The 23,032-nt window shown below is 65.7% G+C and carries 19 protein-coding genes, 1 other RNA gene and 6 pseudogenes; 6 read left to right on the forward strand and 20 right to left on the reverse strand.

Features of this window, described 5'->3' with window-relative positions; genetic code table 11:
- The first annotated feature begins 3 nt into the window (after nucleotides 1-3).
- Nucleotides 4-1,039: pseudogene (locus XpopCFBP1817_RS06955) on the forward strand (4-oxalomesaconate tautomerase).
- Between the two features lie 234 nt (nucleotides 1,040-1,273).
- Nucleotides 1,274-2,296: an amidohydrolase family protein gene (locus XpopCFBP1817_RS06960; protein ID WP_128416558.1), complete on the forward strand. Its 1,023-nt coding sequence runs from the start codon at nucleotides 1,274-1,276 to the stop codon at nucleotides 2,294-2,296.
- A gap of 245 nt (nucleotides 2,297-2,541) precedes the next feature.
- Here the strand turns inward: XpopCFBP1817_RS06960 and rpmG are convergent, their stop codons facing one another.
- The 8 genes and pseudogenes from rpmG to XpopCFBP1817_RS07000 form a co-directional block, all read right to left on the reverse strand.
- Nucleotides 2,542-2,709, reverse strand: coding sequence for a 50S ribosomal protein L33 (gene rpmG, locus XpopCFBP1817_RS06965; protein WP_002809462.1), 168 nt, complete (start codon nucleotides 2,707-2,709; stop codon nucleotides 2,542-2,544).
- Nucleotides 2,710-2,722: 13 nt separating this feature from the next.
- Complete coding sequence (gene rpmB, locus XpopCFBP1817_RS06970) at nucleotides 2,723-2,959, reverse strand: 50S ribosomal protein L28 (RefSeq protein ID WP_002809459.1); 237 nt, start codon at nucleotides 2,957-2,959, stop codon at nucleotides 2,723-2,725.
- A gap of 202 nt (nucleotides 2,960-3,161) precedes the next feature.
- Nucleotides 3,162-6,347 (reverse strand): efflux RND transporter permease subunit, encoded by a 3,186-nt coding sequence (locus tag XpopCFBP1817_RS06975; RefSeq protein ID WP_128416559.1) that lies wholly within the window; start codon nucleotides 6,345-6,347, stop codon nucleotides 3,162-3,164.
- Between the two features lie 209 nt (nucleotides 6,348-6,556).
- Nucleotides 6,557-7,819: an efflux RND transporter periplasmic adaptor subunit gene (locus tag XpopCFBP1817_RS06980; RefSeq protein ID WP_128416560.1), complete on the reverse strand. Its 1,263-nt coding sequence runs from the start codon at nucleotides 7,817-7,819 to the stop codon at nucleotides 6,557-6,559.
- 72 nt (nucleotides 7,820-7,891) lie between these two features.
- Nucleotides 7,892-8,113: a hypothetical protein gene (locus XpopCFBP1817_RS06985; protein WP_128416561.1), complete on the reverse strand. Its 222-nt coding sequence runs from the start codon at nucleotides 8,111-8,113 to the stop codon at nucleotides 7,892-7,894.
- Nucleotides 8,085-9,356: a TolC family protein gene (locus tag XpopCFBP1817_RS06990; RefSeq protein ID WP_128416562.1), complete on the reverse strand. Its 1,272-nt coding sequence runs from the start codon at nucleotides 9,354-9,356 to the stop codon at nucleotides 8,085-8,087. The genes XpopCFBP1817_RS06985 and XpopCFBP1817_RS06990 overlap by 29 nt, the downstream gene beginning before the upstream one ends.
- A 55-nt stretch (nucleotides 9,357-9,411) precedes the next feature.
- Nucleotides 9,412-9,795: a hypothetical protein gene (locus XpopCFBP1817_RS06995; protein ID WP_128416563.1), complete on the reverse strand. Its 384-nt coding sequence runs from the start codon at nucleotides 9,793-9,795 to the stop codon at nucleotides 9,412-9,414.
- Nucleotides 9,796-10,235: 440 nt separating this feature from the next.
- Nucleotides 10,236-10,532 (reverse strand): annotated as a pseudogene (locus XpopCFBP1817_RS07000) (DUF885 family protein); the annotation flags it as partial.
- 63 nt (nucleotides 10,533-10,595) lie between these two features.
- On the opposite strand from XpopCFBP1817_RS07000, the gene XpopCFBP1817_RS07005 reads away from it, so the two are divergent.
- Nucleotides 10,596-10,672: non-coding RNA, sX9 sRNA (locus XpopCFBP1817_RS07005), on the forward strand.
- 6 nt (nucleotides 10,673-10,678) lie between these two features.
- Here XpopCFBP1817_RS07005 and XpopCFBP1817_RS07010 read toward each other — a convergent pair.
- Together XpopCFBP1817_RS07010 and rsmG are read right to left on the reverse strand one after the other, a co-directional pair.
- Nucleotides 10,679-12,227: pseudogene (locus tag XpopCFBP1817_RS07010) on the reverse strand (DUF885 domain-containing protein); the annotation flags it as partial.
- 230 nt (nucleotides 12,228-12,457) lie between these two features.
- Complete coding sequence (gene rsmG, locus XpopCFBP1817_RS07015; RefSeq protein WP_128416564.1) at nucleotides 12,458-13,099, reverse strand: 16S rRNA (guanine(527)-N(7))-methyltransferase RsmG; 642 nt, start codon at nucleotides 13,097-13,099, stop codon at nucleotides 12,458-12,460.
- A gap of 195 nt (nucleotides 13,100-13,294) precedes the next feature.
- Here rsmG and XpopCFBP1817_RS07020 point away from each other — a divergent pair, with 195 nt between their 5' ends.
- Nucleotides 13,295-14,881 carry an alkaline phosphatase D family protein gene (locus XpopCFBP1817_RS07020; protein ID WP_128416565.1) on the forward strand — a complete coding sequence of 529 codons (1,587 nt, stop codon included), beginning with the start codon at nucleotides 13,295-13,297 and terminating at the stop codon, nucleotides 14,879-14,881.
- 127 nt (nucleotides 14,882-15,008) lie between these two features.
- Here XpopCFBP1817_RS07020 and XpopCFBP1817_RS07025 read toward each other — a convergent pair whose 3' ends face one another.
- Entirely contained in the window at nucleotides 15,009-15,605 is a 597-nt protein-coding gene (locus XpopCFBP1817_RS07025; RefSeq protein ID WP_128416566.1) for a 4'-phosphopantetheinyl transferase family protein, read from the reverse strand.
- 126 nt (nucleotides 15,606-15,731) lie between these two features.
- On the opposite strand from XpopCFBP1817_RS07025, the gene XpopCFBP1817_RS07030 reads away from it, so the two are divergent.
- Complete coding sequence (locus XpopCFBP1817_RS07030; protein ID WP_128416567.1) at nucleotides 15,732-15,983, forward strand: GlsB/YeaQ/YmgE family stress response membrane protein; 252 nt, start codon at nucleotides 15,732-15,734, stop codon at nucleotides 15,981-15,983.
- Nucleotides 15,984-16,053: 70 nt separating this feature from the next.
- Here the strand turns inward: XpopCFBP1817_RS07030 and XpopCFBP1817_RS07035 are convergent, their stop codons facing one another.
- From XpopCFBP1817_RS07035 to XpopCFBP1817_RS22765, 7 genes and pseudogenes are all read right to left on the reverse strand, one after another.
- On the reverse strand, nucleotides 16,054-16,491 hold the full coding sequence (locus XpopCFBP1817_RS07035; protein ID WP_128416568.1) for a GFA family protein: 438 nt from the start codon (nucleotides 16,489-16,491) through the stop codon (nucleotides 16,054-16,056).
- On the reverse strand, nucleotides 16,488-17,267 hold the full coding sequence (gene xth, locus XpopCFBP1817_RS07040) for an exodeoxyribonuclease III (RefSeq protein ID WP_128416569.1): 780 nt from the start codon (nucleotides 17,265-17,267) through the stop codon (nucleotides 16,488-16,490). Before xth ends, XpopCFBP1817_RS07035 begins: the two co-directional genes overlap by 4 nt.
- A complete protein-coding gene (locus XpopCFBP1817_RS23545; RefSeq protein ID WP_279627102.1) occupies nucleotides 17,233-17,427 on the reverse strand; it encodes a hypothetical protein in 195 nt (64 codons plus the stop codon). The genes xth and XpopCFBP1817_RS23545 overlap by 35 nt, the downstream gene beginning before the upstream one ends.
- Before the next feature lie 109 nt (nucleotides 17,428-17,536).
- Nucleotides 17,537-18,061 (reverse strand): annotated as a pseudogene (locus tag XpopCFBP1817_RS23550) (phosphodiester glycosidase family protein); the annotation flags it as partial.
- A gap of 622 nt (nucleotides 18,062-18,683) precedes the next feature.
- Complete coding sequence (locus XpopCFBP1817_RS22750) at nucleotides 18,684-18,926, reverse strand: hypothetical protein (protein ID WP_244171099.1); 243 nt, start codon at nucleotides 18,924-18,926, stop codon at nucleotides 18,684-18,686.
- Nucleotides 18,881-20,407, reverse strand: a complete 1,527-nt coding sequence (locus XpopCFBP1817_RS22755) for a TonB-dependent receptor domain-containing protein (protein ID WP_341865992.1) — start codon at nucleotides 20,405-20,407, stop codon at nucleotides 18,881-18,883. The genes XpopCFBP1817_RS22750 and XpopCFBP1817_RS22755 overlap by 46 nt, the downstream gene beginning before the upstream one ends.
- Entirely contained in the window at nucleotides 20,289-20,744 is a 456-nt protein-coding gene (locus XpopCFBP1817_RS22765; protein WP_244171097.1) for a TonB-dependent receptor plug domain-containing protein, read from the reverse strand. The genes XpopCFBP1817_RS22755 and XpopCFBP1817_RS22765 overlap by 119 nt, the downstream gene beginning before the upstream one ends.
- A 27-nt stretch (nucleotides 20,745-20,771) precedes the next feature.
- Between XpopCFBP1817_RS22765 and XpopCFBP1817_RS07055 the strand changes: the two are divergent.
- A pseudogene (locus tag XpopCFBP1817_RS07055) lies at nucleotides 20,772-21,358 on the forward strand (ROK family protein); the annotation flags it as partial.
- A 98-nt stretch (nucleotides 21,359-21,456) separates the two neighbouring features.
- Here the strand turns inward: XpopCFBP1817_RS07055 and XpopCFBP1817_RS07060 are convergent.
- Both XpopCFBP1817_RS07060 and XpopCFBP1817_RS07065 read right to left on the reverse strand, forming a co-directional pair.
- A complete protein-coding gene (locus XpopCFBP1817_RS07060; protein WP_425479075.1) occupies nucleotides 21,457-22,257 on the reverse strand; it encodes a hypothetical protein in 801 nt (266 codons plus the stop codon).
- Nucleotides 22,258-22,271: 14 nt separating this feature from the next.
- Nucleotides 22,272-22,955 (reverse strand): annotated as a pseudogene (locus XpopCFBP1817_RS07065) (peptidylprolyl isomerase); the annotation flags it as partial.
- Nucleotides 22,956-23,032: the final 77 nt, after the last annotated feature.

The following is a 23,032-nucleotide window of genomic DNA, read 5'->3' on the forward strand; positions in this document are numbered from 1 at the left end:
GCGATGTGGATGCGCGGCGGCACCTCCAAGGGCGGCTTCTTTCTGGCCGACGATTTGCCCGGCGAGCGCACTGCGCGTGATGCGTTTCTGCTGCGCGCATATGGCTCGCCCGATCCGCGCCAAATCGACGGCATGGGCGGCGCCGACCCGCTGACCTCCAAGGTCGCGGTGGTGTCGCGCTCCACGCGCGAGGATGCCGATGTGGACTATCTGTTCCTGCAAGTTTCCGTAGAACAGGCACAGGTCAGCGACGCGCAGAACTGCGGCAACATGCTGGCCGGTGTTGCTCCTTTTGCATTGGAACGCGGTTTACTGCCAGCGGCCGACGGCGAAACCGACGTGCGCATCTTCATGCGCAACACCAACACGCTGGCCACCGCCACCGTGCAGACGCCCGGCGGCAAGGTGCGTTACGCCGGCGATGCGCGCATCGCCGGCGTGCCGGGCACCGCTGCACCGATTGCGCTGGCGTTTGCCGATATCGCGGGCTCTTCTTGCGGTGCGTTGCTGCCCACAGGTGATGCTGTGGAGACGCTCGACGGCGTCGAAGGTCACGCTGATCGACAACGGCATGCCATGCGTGGTGCTGCGCGCCAGCGCGGTGGGCATCAGCGGCTACGAAGACCGCGCCACACTCGATGCCAACGACGCACTGAAAACTCGCCTGGAATCGATCCGTCTACAGGCCGGCCAGTTGATGCAGCTGGGCGATGTTGCCGACGCCACGGTGCCGAAGATGATGCTGGTCGCAGCACCGCGCAACGGCGGCGCGATCAGCGTGCGCTCATTCATCCCGCACCGCTGCCATGCCTCGATCGGCGTCCTGGGCGCAGTCACCGTGGCCACTGCCTGCCTGCTGCCCGGCTCGCCCGCACATGCATTGGCGCAGTTGCCTGGCGGCACCACACAGCAATTGGATGTGGAACATCCGAGCGGCGCGAGCAGCTGTGTCATCACGCTCGACGCGCGCGGTGAGGTGGTGCGCGCCGCCGTGGTGCGCACCGCACGCAAACTGTTCGATGGTGAGCTGTATGGCTGAGCGGATGGATGCGCCACTGAGCTGGATCGGTTGCCATCGCCAATGCCAGGCCACAGACATCCGCCCGCCAGGCGGGGTGGCCGACAACACGTGTCGCACCGACATGCGCGTGAGCACCCCTGCGCGGACCGCAACCTACATGGGCAGCTGCGGGTCCCGCGCACCGCGTGCGTCCGCCTTCCGCGCGCGCAGTCGTTTGCTCGCCGCACCTGCTGCCTCACAAAGACCACTAGCATGATCATTGACTGCCACGGCCAGTACACCACCGCGCCCGCGGCGCACGATGCGTTTCGCAAGACGCAGATCGCGCATTACGACGACCCCATATTGCCCGCGCCGATGTATCCGCCCATCTCCGACGACGCGCTACGCGAAAGTATCGAACAGCATCAGCTGCGTTTGCTGCGCGAGCGCGGTGCGGACATGACGATTTTTTCGCCACGCGCCAGCACCATGGCGCACCACACCGGCGACGACGCAGTCAGCCAGGTGTGGACGCGCCATTGCAACGACCTGATCGCGCGCGTGGTGCAGCTGTATCCGCACACCTTTAGCGGCGTGTGCCAGCTGCCGCAGTCGCCCGGCGTGTCGATCGCGCAGTCGATCACCGAGCTGGAACGTTGCGTCACCGAGCTCGGGTTTGTCGGCTGCAATCTCAATCCCGACCCATCCGGTGGCCACTGGACCGGCGTGCCGTTGACCGACCGCGCCTGGTACCCGTTTTTCGAAAAGATGGTCGAGCTCGACGTGCCGGCCATGGTGCACGTGTCCGGTAGCTGCAACGCCAACTTCCACGCCACCGGCGCGCATTACCTCAATGCCGATACCACGGCGTTCATGCAATTTCTCGAAGGCGATCTATTCGCTGATTTCCCGGACCTGCGTTTCATCATCCCGCACGGCGGCGGCGCAGCGCCGTATCACTGGGGCCGCTTCCGCGGCCTGGCCGATATGCTCGGCAAGCCGCCGCTATCCACGCACGTGATGCGCAATGTGTTTTTCGATACCTGTGTGTATCACCAACCCGGTATCGATTTGTTGTTCGAGGTCATCGACATCGACAACATCCTGTTCGGCTCGGAGATGGTCGGCGCGGTGCGCGGTGTCGATCCGCAGACTGGCCAGTACTTCGACGACACCAAGCGCTATATCGACGCATTGGCGATCTCGGATGCAGACAAGCGCAAGGTGTTCGAAGGCAATGCCAGGCGCGTGTATCCACGGCTGGACGCGCAATTACGCGCACGTGGGGTGTAGCTGTGTGCCCCTTCTCCCGCCGGGAGAAGAGGCCCCGCAGGGGCGGATGATGGTGCGTGCGAAGCCTCGCGCACGCTCAGCAACACGCTTGGAGTGTTCAGAGAAACAACCAGCCATCTTTCATCTTGATGCACGCAACTTGTCGGCGACAGCGACAAACATGACCTGCGTTCGAAGTCCCCACAAACGCAAACACCCGCCTTTCGGCGGGTGTTTGCTTGGATGCAGATCGTGTAATCGGTGGATTACTTGATCTTGCCTTCCTTGTACATCACGTGCTTACGCACGACCGGGTCGTATTTCATCATTTCCATCTTCCCCGGCGTGTTTTTCTTGTTCTTATCCGTGGTGTAGAAGTGGCCGGTAGCGGCCGAGGAAATCATACGAATCTTGTCACGCTTGCCTTTTGCCATGACTGCTTACTCCTCAGACCTTTTCGCCGCGCGCACGCAGCTCTTTCAGAACGGCATCAATCCCGTTCTTGTCGATGGTGCGCAATGCATGCGCGGAGACTCGGAGCTTCACCCAACGGTTCTCGCTGGCGACCCAGAAGCGGCGCTCGTGCAAGTTGGGCAGGAAGCGACGACGGGTTCTGTTGTTTGCGTGGGAGACGTTGTTACCCGTCTGCACACGCTTGCCGGATACTTGGCATACGCGGGACATTACGCACCTCGATAAATGAATGGCCACCCATAGCCTGGGGAGCGGCGGCCCCGACAGCGCAAGGCTGCCACGCAACGTTGGGAATCACATACTTACGCTGGAAACGAGCCGACAACCCCATCGCGCTGGGTGCCGCCATCCGGAGCGAACCGGGCACAGCGAGCTGAGCATTATGCACGGCGTTCCTATGTGCCGCAAGCACTTAGCCCGCACGGCCTCGCCCCGCCCGCCCGCGGTGCAGCCAGCGATACAGCACCGGCAGCACCAGCAGGGTCAGCAAGGTGGACGAGACGATACCGCCGATCACCACCGTAGCCAGCGGGCGCTGCACTTCGGCACCGGCGCCGACGTTGAAGGCCATCGGCACAAAGCCCAGTGCTGCCACCAACGCGGTCATCAGCACCGGGCGCAGACGGCTCAGTGCGCCTTCGCGCAGCGCCTGCTCCAACGGCATGCCGTCGGCCCGCAGGCTGCGTACGAAGGCGATCATCACCAGCCCGTTGAGCACCGCCACTCCCGACAGCGCGATAAATCCCACGCCTGCGGAAATCGACAACGCCAGATCGCGCAGTGCCAACGCGACCACGCCACCGGTCAAGGCCAGCGGCACGCCGCTGAACACCACCAGCGCATCGCGCAGCGAGCCGAACGACCAGTACAGCAGCGCGAAGATCAACAACAAGGTGCCGGGCACCACCCAGGCCAGGCGCTGGCCGGCGGAGATCAGTTGCTCGAAGGTGCCGCCGTAGCCGATCCAGTAGCCGGTGGGCAGCACCACCTCGGCCTGCACGCGTTGCTGCACCTCGGCGACGAAACCACCCAGGTCGCGGTCGCGCACGTTGGCGGTGATCACGATGCGACGCTTGCCGTCCTCGCGATTGATCTGGTTGGGCCCCAGCACGGTCTGGATCTTCGCCACCTCGCGCAATGGCACCGTGGTCGGCGCACCGCTGCGCCAACCAGCCGCGCGACTGGACTCGTCCGCATCGGCGCGCTCGCCATCGCCACGCAGCGGAATCGGCAGATCGGCCAACGCCATCGGATCTTGACGCAAAGCTTCCGGCAGACGCACCACGATGTCGAAACGACGGTCGCCTTCGAACAACTGCCCGGCCGGTTGCCCACCCGCCGCTGCCGACACGGTGTCCTGCACCACGCCGGGATTGAGCCCGTAACCGGCAAGCGCAGCGCGATCGGGAACCACCGCCAGCATCGGCAAGCCGGTGGCCTGCTCCAGGCTCACATCGGCCGCGCCCGGCACCGCGCTGGCGATCTCCTGCACGCGTTGCCCTACCTTGACCAGCGTGTCCAGATCATCGCCGTACACCTTGATCGCCACATCCGCACGCACGCCGGAAATCAGCTCGTTCATGCGCATCTGGATCGGCTGGGTGAACTCGTAGTTGTTGCCGGGCAACTGCTTCACCGCCTCCTCGATTTCGGCCACCAGTTGCGCCTTGGGCTTGCGCGGATCCGGCCATCGATCGCGCGGATGCATGATCAAAAACGTATCGGCCACCGACGGCGGCATCGGGTCGGTCGCCACTTCGGCGGTGCCGAGCTTGCCGAACACATGCGCCACTTCCGGAAATTGCTTGATACGTTTTTCCAGCGTGGATTGCATGGTGATGGCCTGTTCCAGGCTGGTGCCGGGAATGCGCAAGGCATGCAGCGCGATATCGCCTTCGTCGAGATTGGGAATGAACTCGCTGCCCAGCCGCGTTGCCAACACCGCGCACAGCACCACTGCAGCCACTGCGCCGATACCGACCCAACGGCCGTGGCGCAGCGCGCGATCCAGCAATGGCGCATACACACCGCGTGCCCACCGCATCGCGCGGTTTTCGTGCTCGGCCACCTTGCCGCCGAGCAACAACGCGATCGCCGCCGGCACGAAGGTCAGCGACAACAACATCGCACCGCTGAGCGCCAGCACCACGGTGATCGCCATTGGATGGAACATCTTGCCTTCGATGCCGGTGAGCGCGAACACCGGCAGATACACCGCAGTGATGATGCCCAGACCGAACAGGCTGGGGCGGATCACTTCTGCAGTTGCGTCGGCAGTGAGTTCAAAGCGCTCATCGCGCTCAAGCACACGCCCCAGGCGCAGTTGCGCTTCGCCGAAGCGACGCAAACAGTTCTCCACGATGATCACCGCGCCATCGACGATCAAACCGAAATCCAGCGCCCCCAGACTCATCAAGTTGCCTGACACCCCACCACGCACCATGCCGGTAAGCGTGAACAACATCGCCAACGGAATCACCGCTGCGGTGATCAACGCCGCACGCACATTGCCCAGCAGCAGAAACAACACCACGATCACCAGAAACGCGCCTTCGATCAGGTTCTTGGCGACGGTGAGAATGGTGCGGTCCACCAACGCGGTGCGATCGTAGACCGTTACCGCCTGCACGCCAGCTGGCAAACTGGCATTGGCCACTTCCAGGCGCTGCGCCGCAGCTTGTGCCACGGTACGGCTATTGGCACCGACCAGCATGAACACCGTGCCGAGCACCACTTCGGTCCCGTCCTGCGTGGCCGCACCTGTGCGCAACTCGCGCCCTTCCCCAACCTGCGCCACATCGCGCACCCGGATCGGCACACCCTCGCGTCGATCCAACACAATTGCGCCAATCTGGGCGACGTCATCCACCTGCCCGGGCACCCGCACCAGAAACTGCTGCCCGTTACGCTCGATATAGCCGGCACCGATATTGCGATTGTTCGCTTCCACCGCGCGCGCAACATCGTCCAACGTGAAACCCAATGCCACCAGGCGTGCCGGATCCGGGGTGATGTGAATCTGCCGCGCATAGCCGCCGATGGTGTTGACCTCGGTGACGCCGGGCACATTGCGCAACTGCGGGCGCACCACCCAATCCTGCAAGGTGCGCAGATCGGTGGCCGTCCACGCACTGCCATCGGGCTTGCGCGCATTCGGCTTGGCTTCCACCGTGTACATGAAGATCTCGCCCAAGCCGGTCGCAATCGGCCCCAGCTGCGGCTCCAGATCGGCCGGCAACTGCGATTTGACCTGCTGCAAACGCTCGGCCACCTGCTGCCGCGCAAAATACAGATCGGTGCCATCGGCAAACACGGCTGTCACCTGCGACAACCCATAGCGCGACAACGAGCGCGTGGATTCCAAACCCGGCAGCCCCGCCAACACCGTCTCCAGCGGAAACGTCACCCGCTGCTCGGACTCCAACGGCGAATACCCTGGCGCTGCCGTATTGACCTGCACCTGCACATTGGTGATATCCGGCGTCGCATCGATCGGCAACCGCGAAAAACTCCACGCCCCGATCGCAATCAACACCCCCGTCAACGCCAGCATCAACCACCGCTGCGCAATCGCGAACCGAATGAGGTTAGTGAGCATGAGGCGCACCTCCGCGCATGTTCAGCGCAACCGCGCGCCGAGTCACACCAACACTCGCACACGCGTCTATCGAGGCATTCTCCAATAACGCCTGCTCAGCACAAGCAACGAAAAGTGACGCACGCCCGAGAGGGCGCGAAAGCCCCTGCCGTTGAATATGAAATTGTTTAAGGTGAAGTTGAGAAACAGCCGACCCGCGCGCACCCTGATCAATGATCATGCGACGCCCCCGATTTTTCGATATCCGCCTTCACCAGATAACTCTGCTCCACCACCACCGCATCCCCCAACGCAACCCCTGAAACCACCTCCACCTGCTGCGCATCGCGCGCGCCCAACTTCACCGGCCGTACCTCGTACACATCCCCCACCCGCACAAACACCACCTCCCAGTCGCGAAACTGCTGTAACGCGCCCGCCGGCACTACCATCGCCGCCGGTTGCTGCGCCACCGTCACCCGCGCCTTCACCGCCGACCCTGGCCGCCACAAGCCATCGCTGTTGCGCAACACCGCGCGCGCCACCGTGCTCTGGCTGGCAGTGGCGGTGCCCGGCAACACGCGCTCCAACGTGGTCTGCGCCACCACCCCATCGCTGATGCGCGTCACCGTCACGGGTGCGCCCGCGGTGATGTGCCCGGCGTCGGCGCCGAAGATGTGCAGATCCACCCACAAGCTCGACAGGTCGGCAATCTCGAACAGCGACTGGCCTTCGCCCGCATTGCTGCCCAGGCTGGCGTTGCGCACCAGCACGGTGCCGCCGATCGGTGCGCTCACCGAGTAGGTGGTCAGGCTCAGATTGCTCTCCACCGTGGCCAAGACCTGACCGGCGCGCACCTGATCGCCGACGTTGACGCGCAAGCTGCGCACCGGACCGGGAAAGCGTGCGGTCGCCTGCGCCTGCGCACCTTCTGCCGGCGTCAACAGACCTTGCACTTCATGCTGGTCGGCAATGCTGCCGGGGCCAACGGACGCAACCCGAATACCGGCGTCCTGCGCGATCTTTGCCGCGATGGTGGTGCGGCCTTCATAGCTGGGATAGACCCAGCGGCGCGGCTTGCCCTGCACGGTGGCACGCACCTCGACATCGAACGAGTGCGGCTCACCCACGGTGCTGTCGGCCAGCAGACTGCCGTCGTCGCGCGCACGCAATTGGTGCACTTCGTTGACGCCGCCGAGCCGGGTCAAACGCACCTCCACGCTGCCGGCGCTGGGCGGTAATGGTTTGCCGTCGCGATACAGCCAGGCTTGATACGTCGGCGCCGTGCCGTCTTCGGCAATCGCCAGCTCCACGCTGTCGCCGTCCTGGCTGAGCAGGCGGCCGCCGTGTGCGCCCTTTTGTGCTTCTTCGCCGTGTGCGTCGGCTTCAACCTCTGCGCCGGGCGTTTCGTGCTCATGGGCTTGTTCGCTACTGCGGCCGCAGCCGCTCAGCAACAGCGCCAACACAAGCGGCGCGATCAAAAGACGTGTCATCGAAGGGAATCCTGGTTGGCGCCGGCGCACTGGTCGGGCGAACGAACGAAGAAGGGATGCGCTGAATCCGCGCTAGGCGCGAGCATCGCGTGGCGACTGCTGGATGCCGACGCGGTTGCGGTTGCCAATGCCAATACCGATGCCGATGCCGATACCGATACCGATGCCGATGCCGATGCCGATGCCGATGCCGATGCCGATGCTGGCGCAGCAGATCCAAGCGGACGCATGCAGGCCGCGCGAAAACGCGCAGCGGAAGTAGCGCTCATGGCCCCACCTGCGCAGCGACTTCAACCACAAACGGCTGCCCGGTCAAGCGCTGAATCTCGATCAACGCGGTCTGCGCTTCCAACGCGGCGGCCAGTTGCTGCTGACGTGCATCGCTGCGCTGCGCCTGCAGCTGCGCCCAGTCCAGATAACTGGTCGCACCGGCGCGGTAGGCGCGCTCGGCGGCGGCATCGGCGCGCGCAAGTGCAGGCAACACATCGCTGCGCATGCGCGTCACTTCCAGCTGCGCGGCGCGGTAGCGGCCATGCGCATCGGCCAGGGTGGTGTAGAGCACCAACGCCTGCGACTGCCGTTCGATATCAAGCAACGACAGCTCCGCCTCGGCGGCGCGGATCTCCGGTTGCGCGCGGGCGGCGCTGCCCAAGGCCAGCGAGACGCTGCCGAGCAGTGCGGTGGCGTCGTTGGCTTCGAGCCGGCGCACGCCCACCTGCCAGTCCAGATCCGGGCGGGCCTGGCTGCGTGCCAACCGCACACGCGCCTCGCGCACGCGCTGCTCGCCGTTCAAGCGCGCCAGTTCGGGGGTGGCATCGAGCAGCTGCGCCAACACCTCGAACTCGGGAATGGCCGGCAACCGCAGCGGGTCGCCGGTGACGGCGCCGAAGTCCGGCGTTCGCTGCCCCCACAGCACCGCCAGCTGGCGACGTGCGGCCAGCAGTTCCTGCTGGGCGCGGTCGCGTTCCAGCTCCGCACGCGCCTGCTGGGCTTGCGCGGTCAACACGACCGATTCGGGCGATGCCCCGGCCTGCAGCCGCTGGCGCGCGGCACTGACGGTGCGCTGGCGCTGGGCCAGGGTTTCCAGCGCAACCGCATGCCGTTGCGCGGCCATGCCGATAGCGAGATAACGCCGCGCTACGTCGGCCAGCACATCCAGACGCGCCAGCGCCCGCTGCGGCGCCAGTGCGTCGATACGTGCCTGGGCCAGGGTGCGGCGCGCGTCGAGCTTGCCGCCGCGTTCCAGCACACCGGCCAGGGTGACGGTGAGTTCGGCCTTGTCCAGCGCGCGGGTCGGGCCGGTGCCGAACACGTTTTCCAGTTCGGCGCCGATGCGCAAGGGCGGACGCAAAGCGTCGCGCTCAGCTTCTGCGGTGAGGACCGCGCGCTGGCCGTCGGCCAGGCGCAGATCGGGGTGCTGCCGGGCAACGCGCGCAATGGCGTCGTCCAGGGTCAGCACGGGTCTGGGCGGTACGTCCTGCGCCATGGCGCACGGCACCACCGTGAAGACGGCAAGCGCCGTCAGTCGCAACCACATGAGGGTGTCTCCGGAATCGGGATCAATGGACAGGCCGGCAGCCGCCGGCGATGCATCACGCCGCGATCGGGGGACGCAATCCGATCTCGCTCAGCTGCGAGCGGTAGTACGCGAAGACGGCCACAGGCCTGGCCTGCGTGTGCATGGACAACGGCAGCCAGACCAGCGCCGGCAACACGGCCGGATTCTGGCCGTGGCAGTAGCCGCTATGCATCAAGGCGTGCATCAGGCCGGCACCATCGCGCTCGCCGGCATCGCCTTCATCGGTGCCGTCATGGCCATGCGGCGCGGTGTCTTCCAGGTGCATCTGGTCGTGCGCCAGCGCATGCACATCGCCCAGCGCGCAGGCCACTGGTGCGACCAGCACGCCCATGGCCAGCACTACCAGCGCCATCAGGCGCAGCAAGGAGTGCAACAGGCGGGCGCGGCGAAGCAACATGGGCGCAGCGTATCGGGGGCCGGGGCGGTTACACAATCGCATGCATGGCGGAGCTTCGTTTAAGTGCAGTCGGAAGCTCAGGGCAAAAGCCTTGGTGAACAGAGGGCGCGATGCCCTCACCGCTCGCGGGACACGCCGTGAATCCATTCTTGGAGGCTCATTGGCGGCATCCATGCCGCCACACGGTCCCGCAAGCGGCGAGGACACCGCACCAGAGAGTTGTAGGTTGCTTTGTTCAAAAGCATGCACACCGACCATCTCGACTGGTCCTTACCCGCGCACCGTCGCGGGACCTTATGCGGCACGGATGCCGCGTAAGAGCCTACAAGGACGTACTTGCGGCGTGTCCTGCGATGGTGGGCGGGCAAGGGCCTTGCAGCCAAACCACAGACCAGACGCTCTACAGTGGTCCTGTCAGCCGCTCCAGATGCCCCCGGGCATCACAGCGCCGCGTTGCGGGCCGGCTTGGCGTCGGCCGGGCGTGCCTTGCTGTCGGCGATAAAGGCGCGCACCTGCTGCTCCAGCACCGGCAAGGTCACCGAGCCCTGCTTCAGTACCGCGTCGTGGAAGGCCTTGATGTCGAAGCGGTCGCCCAGCTCCTTTTCGGCCTCGCCACGCAGCTTGACGAGGGTGATCTCGCCCAGCGTGTAGCTCAGCGCCTGGCCGGGCCAGGAGATGTAGCGGTCCACCTCGGTGGTGACCTCGTGCTCGCTCAGCGCGGTGCGGTCGCGCAAGTAAGAGCGGCTAACAAAACTACTGCGCTCACCGCCAGGCGGGCGCGGCCGGTGCTCGGAATCGGCATGTACCACTCGTACACTCCGGTTCTGAGCGCGCCGTCCGCACCCACCTGACGACTGCTCGCTACGTTTTGTTAGCCGCTCTAAGCCAGCGCCTGATCGCGGCTCCAGCCGTCGTGGTGCACGCCGGTGTCGATCACCAGCCGGCAGGCGCGCCACATTTCGTAGGTGAGCCGGCCGAATTCTTCGTACGTGGTCTGGTAGATGCCCATCTCCTGGCCGAGCTTTTCGGTGTATAGCGTCCAGCCTTCGTCGCAGGCGGAAATGTAGTTTTCGCGGCGGAACGCGGGCTGATCGCCCTGCTACAACGCCAGCGAGCCCTGCAGCGAATGACCGGGCGAGGACTCGTGCAAGGTCAGCGCCGGCAGGGTGTACAACGGCCGCGATGGCAGGTTGTAGGTGTTGACCCGTAGGTGGTGGCGCCCACGCTCCCGGCGGTCCAGAACGGGGCGATATCGTCCGGCACCGGCTTGATAGTGAAGCGCCCGCGCGGCAGCGTGCCGATGAACGTGCCGACCTGCCCGTCCACGCGCTTGGAGATCCACGCGGCGCGATCGAGCAGCTCCTGCGGGGTCTTGGCGTAGAACTGCGGATCGGTGCGCAGGAAGGTCAGGAACTGCGCAAAGCTGCCCTTGAAGCCGACCTGCCGGATGATCGCGTTCATCTGCGCCTGGATGCGCGCCACCGCGTCCAGACCGATCTGGTGGATGTGCTCCGGGGTCAGTTCCAGCGTGGTGTATTCGCGGATCTGCTGGCGGTAGAACGCCTTGCCGTCGGGCAGCGCTTCGGCCGCCAGCGTGGTGCGCGCCTGTGGCATGTAGTCGTTGCGGAAGAAGGTCAGCAGCTTGGCGTAGGCCGGCAATACCGCGCCGCTGAGCGCGGCCTTGGCCTGTTCGCGCAACTGCGCCTGTTCGGCAGCGGGGATCTGGGACGGCAGCTGCTTGAACGGTGCGTAGAAGCTGGACGCGGTGGGATCTTTGACCACGGCCACGGCCACGGCCACGGTGGCGATGGAGACATCGCGGCCATCCAGCACCGCACGCGGCACGCTGAAACCGCGTGCCAGGCCGGCGCGCATATTGGCGGTCTGCTGGTCGAAGTAGCGCGGCACATCATTGAGGCGCGCGATATAGGCGCGGTACTCGGCAGCGGTCTTCATCGGCCGCTGCGCCATGAGGCCCAGGTTGGACCAGAACGAGCTGTCCGAATTGAACGGCATCTCGTACAGGCGCAGGCGCACCTCAGCGGCGAGGTCTTCCACCTGCGGGCGGTAGATGGCGTAATTGACCTGGTTGGCGGGCGAGAGCTGCTTCGGGTCGATGCCATCGAGCTGCTTGAGCACGCCGTCCCACACTGCCAGGCGCGCCTGCTGCGCGGCCGGGCCGACATCGGGCAGATGGGTATTGTCGCCAGTGGTGTCGCTGTCTTCGTCCGCCTGGCCGGTCTCTGCCTGGCGCCAGCTCCATTCCTTTTCGTAGATGGCGCGGAAGCGCGCATCGGTGGGGCGCTCGGCAGTCAGCGTGGCAGGCGGCGCCACAGGCGCCACCGGTGCCGGTGCGGTGGCCTGCGCCGAAGCGGCGACGAAGCTTGCGCCCACAGGGCGAGCGTGAGTGCGGCGGCGAGACGAGATGTCACGTGCGGGCGGCCTGCGTCTGGATCGATCGTTCGATCATGGCAGCCTGGGCGGCCACTGCCATGGGCCGGAAGTCCCAGCGTCGGGATTGGGGATTGGGGTGAGGGCTATCTCCGGTGGCGCGCGTGCCACCGTCCCTTCGGGTGCCTTCCCCAGCAGGCGGGAGATGCGACCAGGCGCCGTGGCTTTTAGCGTCCGCAATGCGCGAGACCCAGATACGCAGGCCACCGCTTCAGCCTGCCTTGCGCACCACCACCAGATGCCGCTCGCCGTCCAGGCCGGGCACCTGCAGCGGATGCACCTCGCCGACGCTCCAGCCGGCGGGCAGTGCGGCGATCTCGTCGTGCGGGTAGATGCCCTTCATCGCCAGCAGGCTGCCGCCCGGGCGCAGCAGGTGCCCGCCCACTTCAATGATGCCGGCCAGCGTATCCAGCGCCCGCGCGGTGAGGTGGTCGTAGGCGGCCGGTTCGTCCAGCGCCTCGGCGCGCGACTCGGCCACGCGTGCATTGCCCAGCGCCAGCTGACGCAACGCCTCGCGCATGAAGCGCGCCTTCTTGCCGTTGCTTTCCACCAGCGTCACCTGCAGCTGCGGGCGGGTGATCGCCAGCGGAATGCCCGGCAGGCCGGGGCCGGTGCCCAGATCGGCCAGCGTGCCGCTGGCGATGTAGGGCTGCATGGCCAGCGAATCAAGCAGATGGCGGGTGACCATCGCGCGCGGGTCGCGCACGGCGGTGAGGTTGTAGGTCTTGTTCCAACGCACCAGCAGCGTCAGATAGCGCAACAACGGCGCGGCAAACGCCGCGTCCAGGGATTGAGCCTGCAGGCCGTTGGCCAGCGCAGCGGCTACATCGGGGGCAAGTGCGACATCGTTCATTGTGCGATTATCGCAGGTGGCGGCCGCGGTCGGCAGCGCGGTGCTTGATGACACCGCCCACGTGGACGGCCACGCTTATGACGCGTGCGTGACCCGCTTCGCGCAACGGCACCGGACACTTGCCACGGCCACGCGGCGGTAAGACGACCGCAGTACATCTGGAGACCGCCGCCCAACGTCTTGTCGAGCACGCCCATGCCCGTCTCCGATCCCGCCCGCCGCCGCGTGTTGCAAGGTTTGGGGGCCGGGCTGTTGTTGCCCGCCACCGCCGCTTGGTCCACGCGTAGTCTGGCCGCGCCCTCCGGGCGGCCGGTGATCACCGACGGGGTGCAGAGCGGCGATGTGCTGGAGAGCCGCGCGATGCTGTGGAGTCGCTGCGATCGGCCGGCGCGGCTGTGGGTGGAATGGGATACGCGCCCCAGCCTGCGCCAGGCGCGCCGCGTGGACGGGCCGATGGCGGTGCCGGCGCACGATTTCACTGCGCGTGTGGACTTGGATGCATTGCCGCGCGATCAGGACATCTTCTACCGGGTGCGCTTCGAAGATGCCGATAACGGCGTCTTGAGCGCGCCGGTGCACGGCCATCTGCGCAGTGCGCCGCAGGCGCGGGGCGATGTGCGGTTTGTGTGGAGCGGCGACACCGTGGGCCAGGGCTTCGGCATCAATCCGAACATCGGCGGCATGCGCATCTACAGCGCGATGCGCGAGCGCAACCCGGATTTCTTCCTGCACAGCGGCGACACCATCTATGCCGATGGCCCGATCCCGGCCGAGCTGATCGTCGAAGAGGGCAAGCGCTGGCGCAATCTCACCACCGCGGCCAAGAGCAAGGTGGCCGAAACGCTGGACGAATTTCGCGGCAATTACCGCTACAACCTGCTCGACGCGCATGTGCGCCGCTTCAATGCCGAGGTCGCGCAACTCTGGCAATGGGACGATCACGAAACCACCAACAACTGGTCGCCCGGCAAGCAACTGGACGAGCGCTATCGGGTGCGCGATATCGAGGTGCTGGCCGGGCGCGCACGTCGCGCGTTTCTGGAATATGCGCCGATGCGCGGCGTGCGCGCCGATGGCGACGGGCGCATCTATCGCAAGATCAGTTATGGCCCGCTGCTGGATGTGTTCGTGCTGGACATGCGCAGTGATCGCGGCGCCAACAGCGACAATCTGCAGCCGCAACCGGGCGCGGACGCGGCATTTCTCGGCGCGCAACAACTGGCGTGGCTGCAACGCGAACTGGCCGGCTCACGCGCGCAATGGAAGGTAATTGCCGCCGACATGCCGATCGGCCTGCAGGTGCCCGATGGGCACGATGCCGCAGGCCGGGCGCGCTGGGAAGCGATCGCCAATGGCGACCCGGGCGTGCCGCGCGGTCGCGAACAAGAGATCGCCGCACTGCTGCGTTTCATCAGCGCAGCGCGCATCCGCAACACGGTGTGGCTGACCGCCGATGTGCACTACTGCGCCGCCCATTACTACCACCCGGACCGCGCCGCGTTTCAGCAGTTCGAGCCGTTCTGGGAGTTCGTCGCCGGCCCGCTTAATGCGGGCAGTTTCGGCCCGAATGCATTGGATGCCACTTTCGGCCCGACGGTGGTGTTCCAGAAGGCACCACCCGGACCGAACCTGTCGCCGCTGGCGGGATTTCAATTCTTTGGCGAAGTGGAGATCGATGGCGGCAGTGGCGTGCTGACGGTGACCTTGCGCGACCTGGATGGCGTAGCGCATTTTCGCCAGCCGATCTTGCCGCACGATGCGGTGCGGATTGAACGCGCTTGACGCTACATCGCGAACGCTCGCCGGGCACTCACAACACGCAGGAACCAACGGCAGGCGTGTGCAGCATGCCGATGCACAACGCAGGTCACTCCTGCTTGGCAAGAACGCAGTCGATTGATCGCCGCGCTTATTCGGCAGCCAATGGATAAAACGCCAGCGCCGCACGGCACTCCGGCGCAGCCCACCATTCGTGCAGTTGCCAGTGGGCGGCAAGACCGAGTTCCGGATCGCACCACTGCAGTTGCAATGCGCCGTCGGGCGCCGGCGCATAGGCGAGCCGATGCAGGCCGAACGACAGACCATGCCCGTAGGCCTTGAGCAAGGCTTCCTTGGCGCACCACAGGCGAAAAAACAGCGCTTGCTGCGGCGCTGGCTCCAGTGCGATCAGCAGGGCGATTTCGTCGGGATGGAAAAAGCGATGCGCGATCTCCAGCAGGCGTGGGCGCGGGCGAATGCGTTCCAGGTCCACGCCCAGCCGCACACCTTCGCCCAGGCCGACTAGCAGGTACTCACCGCTGTGGCTCCAGCCGGCATCCCGGTTGGGCAAGGCCGGCCGCAGCCACGGACGCCCGCGCGCATCGCGCTGCAATGGCACGTTTTCAGGGTCCATTCCCAGTGCCCGACCCAGCAGTTGCCGAGCCTGCGGCTCGCCGCGTTCGCCATGCCGGTGCGGGCGCAGCCATAGCTGCACCGGGCCGTGTTGCCAGCTTGCGTGCGCTGTCACGCCGCGTCCGCTCGGCCGAGCACACGGCAGTGCGCTGTATCGCACTCGACAGGTACTTCACGCCTGGGCGCGTTGAATAGCGGCCATGCATCACTTCCGATGCAAACGGACATGGAGATCGGCAACATGGGCATCATCATCTGGTTGATCGTCGGCGGCATCGTGGGTTGGCTGGCAAGCATCATCATGCGTCGCGATGCGCAGCAGGGCATCATCCTCAACATCGTGGTCGGTATTGTGGGTGCGCTGATCGCCGGTTTCCTGTTAGGTGGCGGCATCAATCAGGCCATCACGCTGTGGACTTTCGTGTGGTCGCTGGTGGGTGCGGTGATCCTGCTGGCGATCGTCAATCTGTTTACGCGTGGCCGTGTGCGCTGATCCAGGCGTGCCGGTACCTCCGCAACGCCCCGGGCTTGCCGGGGCGTTGTCGTTTCAGCCATCTGCGACATCAACCGCTTGCCGCAACACGATCGGCAGGATGGTTGACACCATCTTCCACCGGCACCGCAATGTTCAACGCGTACGGATTGACGCCTTCCAGACAACCGACGTTGTAGCCGTATTCGTTGGGATTGGAACGTCGCCGATGGTGGGTATAGATACCGCACACGCCGCAGAAATAATGCGCCGCCGCGTGCGTGTTGAACTGATACAAGCGCAGCACGTCTTCGCCTTGCAGCACATGCAAGCCATCCAGCGTCACCGAGGCGACGATGGCGCCGCGCCGCCGGCACATCGAGCAATCGCAGCGGCGTGGATCGAGCAGGCCGTGCGGTAGGTCCAGATCGATCTGCACCGCGCCGCAATGGCAACTCAATCGATGCACCGGCCCGAGCGTGACCTCGCCCACCTTGTAGGTGCTGCGCCGTAGCGTGCGCTCGCTCATGCGCAGACGCCTGCCAGCCGCACCCAGGCTGGTGCATGATCGCTGGGGCGCTCAAAGGTTCGCGGTTCGCGGTCGATGCCCGATTCCACGGCGCGTGCGCGTAACGCATCCGACACCAGGGTCAGATCGATGCGCAGGCCGAGATTGCGGCGGAACCCGGCCTGGCGGTAATCCCACCAACTGAATTGCTCGGCGGCGTCGTGATGCAGACGGAACGCATCGTGCAAGCCCAGCGCCAGCAGCTGCTCCAGCGCCGCGCGCTCGGCGCTGGAGGTGAGAATGTGGTGCTCGTTCCACACCACCGGGTCGTGCACATCGCGCGCATCCGGGGCGATGTTGAAGTCGCCCAGCACCACCAGCTGCGGGTACGTTTGCAGTTCCTGCGCCAGCCACGCATGCACCGCAGCGAGCCAGCGCAGCTTGTAGGCGTACTTGTCGGTGTCCACGTCCTGGCCGTTGACCACATACAGATTGACGATGCGTACGCCATCGACGGTGGCGGCGATTACGCGCTGCTGCACGTCCTCGAAGCCGGGGATACCCATCTGCACATCCAGCGCTGGCGCGCGCGACAGGATCGCCACGCCGTTGTAGGTCTTCTGCCCGCAGAACACGCTGCGATAACCAAGCGCCGCCAGCGCCGCATCCGGAAACTTGTGGTCTTCCAGCTTGGTTTCCTGGATGCCGACCACGTCGGGCGCAAACGTGCCCAGCCACTGTTGCAGATGCGGCAGGCGCACGTTAAGCGAGTTGACGTTCCAGGAGGCAATTTTCATGGCGCGGGCCGTGGTTCAAACCACCATGGTAACGCGCCGCTCGCTTGCGTCTCAGGGTTGCGGGGGCGATCCGCACGCCGAGCTGGTTGGCGACCGGGCGTTCGCGCCCGGGGATGCCGGTGTGGATCGGCCGGTTGAGCGTGCGCACGCGCCCGTCCACGCGTGCGGCAAGGGTGCTGGAGCCGCCGCCGTCCAGGTTGATGGCGGATTGTGGCGCCGAGCTGCTGCACCGCTGCGGTCAGCGCGTTCAGGGTCATACCGGCGCTATAGCCGGGTTGACGGCCGTCGGCGACCACCATCCAGAGCGTCTTGCGCGCGCGGTCCAGGCCCAAGGCGCTGCGCGGTTCGGGGCCATCGTAGTACTCGGCGCGGCTGGCCTCGCGTGGCTGACGCGTGCGGTCGCGCAGCAGCAGCGGGCCGGCACCCACACCCATGCGGGTGCCGGATGGGCAACTGCCGTGCACGATGCTGACCGCGTTGCGCGCGCTCACGCACAGCGCTGCGTTGACGCGCGTATCGCTGGTGGCGGCGGCCGAATCCAGGTGGCCGCCTTCGATCGACAGACCTTCGGCAGTAACGCCCTGCCCCGTGGACGGCACGAATGCGTTGTCGAACAGATGCCCGCCATCGAACGGCAGGAAGTAATCGGCATTGGTCGCCAACGCCAGACCATCATCGCGGACGAAGGCGATCGTGGGGTTGGCGAGAAATTCGCCGCCGCCGCTGCGCTCGCCGCGCGTGCCGACCAATTGCAGCCCGGGAGTGGTCAGGTCGATCTCGGCGATATGCAGCATCACCGGTTGCGGTGCGCTCAGCGCTTGCCGCCAGTAGCGTACGCCGGGTGCCAGCGTCACCGGCGCGCTGGGTGCTTGCACCGGCTGCACCAGCGGTTCGATGCTGGCGCGGTCGCGTGCATGGGCTTGATCCAATGCGGCCAGTACCGCGTCGATACGTGCTGGTGGCGTGCGCAGCAACAGCCGTTGCGAGGGCGCAAGTTGCAGCACTTGCGCAAAGCCTGCGCAGCGCGCGCCGCTGCAGGGTTGGCCACCGATGCCAGCGCGTGCCGGGCCATCGGCATCGTCGGGCACCTGCAAGGCGATGCGATCGCGCTCGGCCGGTTTGCAACGGCTCACCGCGGCCAGCACATCGTTTGGCTATTGGCCCCAGCAATCACCGCTGACGAGGGTCTCCATCGCCACGAATGGTGCGCCTGTCGGCGGCATTGCGGCATTGCGGCATCGCCCGCCATGGCGCTGCCGGCCAGCGTTGCCAGCGATGCAAGCAACAGTGCCGATGCGCCACCTCGATCAGAACGCATAGTCCACTCCCAGGTAGTAGGCGCGGCCGTTGTCGAGCTGTTCGCGCATCAGTTGTTGGTCGGCGCCGATTACGCGCGTGAGCCGGGCATTGGTGAGATTACGGCCTTGTAGGGTGAGGCGCAGCTGCTTGCCAAAGCGCCAGGCCAGCTGCGCGTCGCAACTGGTGATCGCATCTATCGATGGCGGTGAATCCGATGCCCTGCACCTGCGCATCGCCGGTATTGATCGCCTGGGTGGTGGTGACCTGATAGGTGCCGAGCAGCCCACCGGGATCGGTCTGCGTGTCGGTGCTGGTCAGGCGCACGATTTCATCGCCGATGCGCTTGTGGAACAGCGCCACCGACCGTGGCGCATCGCGGTCCGGATAGCATGCCAGCGAAAGATATCTAGAGTGTCCGCGCGGCGTGGACGCAGCAGCGGATCGGCGATGCTGCGATTGATGGTCAAGCCGGTGGCATCGACCACCGGGCTGCTGTTCTGGCCGATGTCGGCATACGTGGGCAGACCACTCGTACGGCCGCTGGCGATGCGCAGTTTCAATGCCGGGGTGATGTCCCAGGCAAGAGTGGCCGAGGGCGGTAGGAAGCGGCCATCGCTGTCGGCCGATTGCTGCACGTAGTTGCTGGTGCTGCTGAGCGGTGGCGGCAGCGCGCTGAGCACGTCGCGCTGCAGATATCCGTTGCGCAGGCCGAGCGTGGCCAGCGTGCGTTCGCCATGCCAGGTGCCCATCACATAGGCGGCGCCATTGCGCTCGTCGATGCCAAAGTCGCTGATTGCGCTGTTGCGCGCATTGGGAGTAGCCAACACGTAGGCGCCTGGCGAGGCGGTGGCGAAGGCGGCGACCTTGGCCGGGCCGATCAGCAGCAGGCAGATGACATCGGCATACGGGCAGATGCGCGCGTTGTCGGTTCCAATCGTTGCCAAACTCACCCGGCCGTCTGGAGTGCGGCGCACTTCGTCCAGGTTGTAGCGCTGCTGCAGATCGCGGTACTGCAGGCCGGTGCGAAATCCCCAACCGCGCGCATCGGCATCGACCAAGGCGATGCTCGGGCGCGCATCGTCGCTGAGCGCATACCCAAAGCCCAGCCGCAAGGCGGCGGCGGCACTGAACACGTCCTCGCGGGTGTCCTGCCGATACTTGCCGGTGGCGCGGTTGAGCAGAACATCCGCATGGCCTTGCGGAGTGAGCCGGAAGCTGCCGCCGCGTTGCGCATAGCGCAGTGTGCGGGTCTGATCAAACGGTTGGCATCCACCTGCGCGCTGCCTTGTGCATAGCGGCCAGTGTCGGTGTCTGCGATCGTTGAATTGCCGACGCGGTTGATCCATTGCGAACGACGCCGCTCGTCGTTGCTGTGTTCGAACACGCCCGCGCTGACGGCCAGTTTCACGTCTTCGCCGTCGTCGTATTCGAGCTTGCCGAACACGCTGCGGCGCTGGCGCACGATGTCGTAACTGAGCGGGCGGAAACGATCCGGCGCGATCGCCAGCCGGTCCGTGTCCAGGCCGGGAGTGAGGTTCTGCCGCACGCCGTTGGCGTAATAGCTGTCGCTGTCGATGGCGGTGTTCAACGATGAGGAATCGCGACGAAAATAATCCGCCGACAGCACCACGCCGAAGTGATCGTCCGGCCCGAAGGTGTCGCTGAAACTTCCCTGCACCTGCCCGGACGGTGTGCTGCCCTGCAGGTGCCGGCGATTCCCAGTCAGCCACATTGGCGCGCACGGTGGCGAAGCGGCCGTCGTGATCGGCCGTCGTGATCGAAGGCGCTGCGCGTGCGCAACGCAGCGATGCCGCCGATGGCATTGCTGTCCAGGTCGGCATTGAAGGTCTTGGAGATGTCCAGCTGCTGCGCCAGCGAAGCGAGAATCACGTCCAGCGCTTGCACGCGGCGGCTGGTTTCGGTGGAGGGCAGCGCCACGCCATCGATCAGCACGTTGTTGTAGTCGGGATTGAAGCCGCGCAGGCGCATGAATTGCGCTTCGCCGCGGCCGTTGTTGACCACCATCGACACCCACGGCACGCGCTGCAGCGCCTCACCCAGGCCGAAGTCCGGGATCGAGCCGATATCGTCGGCAGCCGCGCCGTCGGACACCACCGCCGCCTCGCGCTTGGCGCCGATGGCCTGGCGGATCGACAGGTGCTGGCCGGAGACCTGCACCGCATCCAATTGAACGGGGACGGTCTCGCCCGCAGGCGCAGCGGGATCGGGCTGGCGATGAGCGGGTGTTTCACCGGTGATGACGGGCGCATCAATCCGCCAGACCCGCTGCGCGCGCTCGACGAGTTCGCGCTGGCGCCGTGGCTGGCGCAGGCCTGCGCGCAACCGGTATGGATGGACAACGACGGCAGCGTGGCCGCCGCTGGCGAAGCGATGCTGGGCGTGGGCCGGCGCCATCGCGACTTTGCCTATCTCTCTCTCAGCTACCGCTTCGGCGGCGGTCTGATCATCCACGGCCAGGTCATGCGCGGCGCGTGTGGCAATGCCGGTGAGTTCGCCGGCATGCTGCCGGCGCAGAAACGCGCACGCGCCACGCTGGAATTGCTGCGCGAACTGCTCGCCGAAGACGGCGTGGTGCTGCCGGATGTGCGTGCAGTCCTGGCCGGCGACGACCCGACCTGGCCCAGCGCCTGATCGCTGCAGTACAGATCGACAACCTGCCGCGCCGCGGCCAGGCTCGCCCGATGCCGCTGCTGCTGCAGGCCCAAGCAACGGCCGACGCCTGCGCCATCGGTGCGGCGACGCTGCCGTTGAAGGCACGGTATTTCCGCTGAGCGGGCACATCCATGCACCCTGCGCGGACGCTGACAGTCTGCGCTGCCGTTAGAAGCGCGTAGAAGCGCGCTATCTCGTTCGCCATAGACGTGCCGCGTCAATCTGCGGTGGCAGCACGCGTGCTGCAGCAATAGCCGAACAACTCAACCGCCAGTTCACGTGCCTGTTGCTGCTGCTGTTGCGTGAGCGATTCCAGCACTTCGTCTTCGGCTTGCAGCGGTGCCGCTGTATCAAGCGCGCGCGCCAGCGGTTGGCGTGCAGCCAGCCGCCATGCTGCCGCATACACCGGGTCGGGTGCGTGCAGCAGCGGGGATTCCACCACTTGCGCTAACGTATCGATGGCATCGCGATGGCCAGCCAGCGCCAGCGTTTCCAGCTCGGCCACACTGGCAGCCACCTCGTGTTCGTCGCTTAGCGAAAGCTGTGCCGGCATGCCGGCAGGCGCGACGGCGACAGCCGCTTGCATCAACTGGGACACACGCTGCGCCAGCAGATAGCGCTGCGCATCGGCATCGCCGTGCGCTGCGGCAGTGCGCAGCATTGCCTCGATCTGTAATTGCGTGCCGGCCACGCAACGATTGCGGCCCGACTGCAGCGTGGCGCTGCCAGCGCCCCTTGCGATCTGCGCTACAGAGTCAGCACGACGTTCGCGACAGGCCAGTTGTTGCATGGCGCTATCGAACGATCCCTGCGACGCGTCTGCAGGCTGCCGAGTGGATGCAACACCCACGTGCAGCACGTGTTGCGTTACCGCTGTGTGCTGCACGCGCCGAGCAGCCGGTGTGCGGATCACCCACGCCCCCGCTGCCAACACGATGGCTGTAACACCCAACGCTCCTGACACTGCCCAAAGATGCCCTGGGCGTGGCACATGCAATTGGTGTGACTGGATGATCATCGCCGATGCGCGCCTCAGCGCAGCGCCGCTTCCAGCGCGGCATGATCGAAGCGCAAGGGATTGGCCTGGCGCAACTGCTCCATCGCCGCAGTGGCTGCCTGATCGCGCAATTGCACTTCGATCTGAGCGCGCGCGGTTTCAAACGTCGCAGGCGTGCGCGCATCGACACGGATCAGGTGATAACCCTCCGGCCCACGGACGGGTGCCGACACATCGCCCACGCCCAATGTCTGTACGGATGCGACGAATGGGTCGGCGACATTACGCAAGAAAATCGACGACAGTTCGCCACCTTCGGCAGCGGTGCTGCCATCGTCGGACTCACGCATCGCCAGTTCTGCAAACGGCGTCCCCGCATCCAGCTGCTGCTTGAGTTGCTGCGCACGTGCAAGCGCCTGCGCATCGTTCAAGGGTGAGCCACGCCGTGCATCGCGTTGCGGACGTAGGGCCACAAACAGATGGCTCAAGCGCACTTCATCGTAGTCGTGCGGATGCGCATCGAACTGTGCCTGCACCTGTGCTGCATCGATGTGCGCATTGTCACGCGCACGCGCTTGCACCGCCTTGGCCAAGATGGCGTCGGTCGCCTGGCGTATGCGTGCAGCCACCACCGGATCGTCCTGCAAATGCGTAAGACGGGCCTGGTCCACCAACAGCATGCGGTCGGCAAACTCACGGACAAAATCGGGGTCGGCCGCTGAGGTTTCCCCACGTTTTCCCGAGATAGATCAGCTGGTTGCACCCGGATCGTGTAGAAACAAGTGCGCGCATGGCG

Origin of the sequence: Xanthomonas populi (genome assembly GCF_002940065.1) — a bacterium.
Classification (GTDB): domain Bacteria; phylum Pseudomonadota; class Gammaproteobacteria; order Xanthomonadales; family Xanthomonadaceae; genus Xanthomonas; species Xanthomonas populi.

What these genes read in the sequence shown, in the direction of transcription:
- XpopCFBP1817_RS06960 (WP_128416558.1), top strand. Translation starts at nt 1,274, where the DNA reads ATGATCATTGACTGCCACGGCCAGTACACCACCGCGCCCGCGGCGCAC.
- rpmG (WP_002809462.1), bottom strand. Translation starts at nt 2,709, where the DNA reads ATGGCAAAAGGCAAGCGTGACAAGATTCGTATGATTTCCTCGGCCGCT.
- rpmB (WP_002809459.1), bottom strand. Translation starts at nt 2,959, where the DNA reads ATGTCCCGCGTATGCCAAGTATCCGGCAAGCGTGTGCAGACGGGTAAC.
- XpopCFBP1817_RS06975 (WP_128416559.1), bottom strand. Translation starts at nt 6,347, where the DNA reads ATGCTCACTAACCTCATTCGGTTCGCGATTGCGCAGCGGTGGTTGATG.
- XpopCFBP1817_RS06980 (WP_128416560.1), bottom strand. Translation starts at nt 7,819, where the DNA reads ATGACACGTCTTTTGATCGCGCCGCTTGTGTTGGCGCTGTTGCTGAGC.
- XpopCFBP1817_RS06990 (WP_128416562.1), bottom strand. Translation starts at nt 9,356, where the DNA reads ATGTGGTTGCGACTGACGGCGCTTGCCGTCTTCACGGTGGTGCCGTGC.
- XpopCFBP1817_RS06995 (WP_128416563.1), bottom strand. Translation starts at nt 9,795, where the DNA reads ATGTTGCTTCGCCGCGCCCGCCTGTTGCACTCCTTGCTGCGCCTGATG.
- rsmG (WP_128416564.1), bottom strand. Translation starts at nt 13,099, where the DNA reads ATGAACGATGTCGCACTTGCCCCCGATGTAGCCGCTGCGCTGGCCAAC.
- XpopCFBP1817_RS07020 (WP_128416565.1), top strand. Translation starts at nt 13,295, where the DNA reads ATGCCCGTCTCCGATCCCGCCCGCCGCCGCGTGTTGCAAGGTTTGGGG.
- XpopCFBP1817_RS07030 (WP_128416567.1), top strand. Translation starts at nt 15,732, where the DNA reads ATGGGCATCATCATCTGGTTGATCGTCGGCGGCATCGTGGGTTGGCTG.
- XpopCFBP1817_RS07035 (WP_128416568.1), bottom strand. Translation starts at nt 16,491, where the DNA reads ATGAGCGAGCGCACGCTACGGCGCAGCACCTACAAGGTGGGCGAGGTC.
- xth (WP_128416569.1), bottom strand. Translation starts at nt 17,267, where the DNA reads ATGAAAATTGCCTCCTGGAACGTCAACTCGCTTAACGTGCGCCTGCCG.
- XpopCFBP1817_RS22755 (WP_341865992.1), bottom strand. Translation starts at nt 20,407, where the DNA reads ATGCCGACCTGGACAGCAATGCCATCGGCGGCATCGCTGCGTTGCGCA.
- XpopCFBP1817_RS07060 (WP_425479075.1), bottom strand. Translation starts at nt 22,257, where the DNA reads ATGATCATCCAGTCACACCAATTGCATGTGCCACGCCCAGGGCATCTT.